The sequence below is a fragment of the Mesorhizobium sp. M7D.F.Ca.US.004.03.1.1 genome, assembly GCF_003998635.1.
Taxonomy (GTDB): domain Bacteria; phylum Pseudomonadota; class Alphaproteobacteria; order Rhizobiales; family Rhizobiaceae; genus Mesorhizobium; species Mesorhizobium loti.
Genome location: NZ_RZQG01000950.1, coordinates 1 through 2,187 on the forward strand (window position 1 = coordinate 1; position 2,187 = coordinate 2,187).

The 2,187-nt window shown below is 62.1% G+C and carries 3 protein-coding genes; all 3 read left to right on the plus strand.

What is annotated here, in order from left to right:
• Positions 1-565: ABC transporter ATP-binding protein (locus EN935_RS32350; protein WP_164771543.1), on the plus strand; the 565-nt coding region annotated here is incomplete at its 5' end.
• Positions 566-574: 9 nt separating this feature from the next.
• Positions 575-1,549, plus strand: a complete 975-nt coding sequence (locus tag EN935_RS32355) for an ABC transporter permease subunit (protein WP_109670228.1) — start codon at positions 575-577, stop codon at positions 1,547-1,549.
• A 4-nt stretch (positions 1,550-1,553) separates the two neighbouring features.
• Positions 1,554-2,187: ABC transporter permease subunit (locus tag EN935_RS32360; RefSeq protein WP_127374038.1), on the plus strand; the 634-nt coding region annotated here is incomplete at its 3' end.

Consider the following 2,187-nt stretch of genomic DNA (forward strand, 5'->3'; position numbering starts at 1 on the left):
GTTCGAACTGATGGACCTGCAGCAGAACCTCGGCCTGACCTTCGTCGTCGTCACCCACGACCAGGAAGAGGCGATGACGATGGCCGATCGCATCGCCATCATCGACAAGGGCGAGGTGATGCAGGTGGCAACGCCGGCCGAAGTCTACGAGGCGCCGGGGTCGCGCTTCGTCGCCGGTTTCGTCGGCAATGTGAACATGTTCGAGGGCAAGATCGCGCGTGGCGAGGCGGGCGGCGCCAGCATCGATGCCGGCAATGGCATCACCATCCGCACTGACAATGCCGGTACCGCCGGCGCCGGGACGGCCGTCACCTTCGCCATCAGGCCGGAAAAGATCAAGGTGTCGTCGAAGAAGCCGGCCGAGGCGGTCAACGCGATCGAGGGCGAGGTCTACGACATCGCCTATCTCGGCGACATGACCGTCTATCACGTCAGGCTGGACGACGGCCAGGTGGTGCGGGCGAGCACCATGAACGCGGCCCGCATCACCGAGGATCCGTTGAGCTGGAACGACCGCGCCTGGGTTTCCTTCCGGCCGGATGCCGGCGTCGTGCTGACGCGGTAGGGGGCGAGCATGTCGAGCGCCGCCGTCACCACCGCATCAGCCTCTCCGGCAACCAATGCCGGCAAATCCGCCCTCGCCAGGCTGGGCGCTGCCTTCTTTGGCCGCCTGGTCATCATCATCCCCTATGTCTGGCTGCTGTTCTTCTTCCTCATTCCGTTCGTCATCGTCTTCAAGATCTCGCTGTCGCAGACGGCGATCGCCATTCCGCCCTATACGCCGGCACTCGATTTTAGCGGCGGCATTTCCGGGTTCCTTGCCCAGTTGAAACAGCTCAGCCTCGACAACTACACCTGGCTGACGCAGGACGCGCTCTACTTCAACGCCTATGTGACCAGCGTCATCATCGCCGCGATCTCGACGGTCCTGACATTGCTAGTCGGCTATCCGATCGCCTACGGCATGGCGCGCGCGCCGGCAACCATCCGCCCAACCTTGCTGATGCTGGTGATCCTGCCGTTCTGGACCTCGTTCCTGATCCGCGTCTACGCCTGGATCGGCATTCTCAAGCCCGAAGGGCTGCTCAATCAGCTGCTCCTTGCCACCGGCGTCATCCACCAGCCGCTGATCATCCTCAACACCTATACGGCAATCTTCATCGGTATCGTCTATTCCTACCTGCCGTTCATGGTGCTGCCGCTCTATTCCGCTCTCGAGAAGATGGATTATTCGCTGATCGAGGCGGCCAAGGATCTCGGCTGCCCGCCGACCAGCGCTTTCTGGAAGATCACCTTCCCGCTGTCGCTACCCGGCGTCATCGCCGGCTGTCTGCTGGTGTTCATTCCGGCCGTCGGCGAATTCGTCATTCCCGACCTGCTCGGCGGATCGCAGACGCTGATGATCGGCAAGACGCTGTGGAACGAGTTCTTCGCCAATCGCGACTGGCCGGTGTCGTCGGCCGTGGCCGTCATCCTGCTGTTGCTGCTGATCGTGCCGATCATGCTCTTCCAGCGGGCTCAGGCGCGCGCTCAAGAAATGGACAGGTGACCTCATGAACACCACCTGGAGCCGCTTCAACATCACCTCGATCGTGCTTGGCTTTGCCTTTCTCTATTTGCCGATCGTGCTGCTCATCGTCTTCTCCTTCAACGAGTCGAAACTGGTCACTGTCTGGGGCGGTTTCTCGACCAAATGGTACGTCTCGCTGTTCCACAACCAGGGCCTCATGGACGCGACCTGGGTGACGGCGCGTGTTGGCCTGATCTCGGCCACCGTTGCGACGGTGCTGGGCACTCTGGCTGCACTCACTTTGACCCGCTACACGCGCTTCAAGGGCAGGGTGCTTTTTTCAGGCATGGTCTTTGCGCCGCTGGTCATGCCGGAAGTCATCACCGGCCTGTCGCTGCTGCTGCTCTTCGTCGCTGTCGGCCTCGACCGCGGCTTCCTCACCGTGACGCTCGCCCACATCACGCTGACCATGTGCTTCGTCGCTGTCGTCGTGCAGTCGCGCCTCATCACCTTCGATCGCTCGCTTGAGGAAGCCGCAATGGATCTGGGCGCAACGCCGGTGAAGACCTTCTTCCAGATCACGCTGCCGGTCATCATGCCGGCCATCGTGTCCGGCTGGATGCTGGCCTTCCCTCTGTCGCTCGACGATCTGGTCATCGCCAGCTTCACCTCCGGGC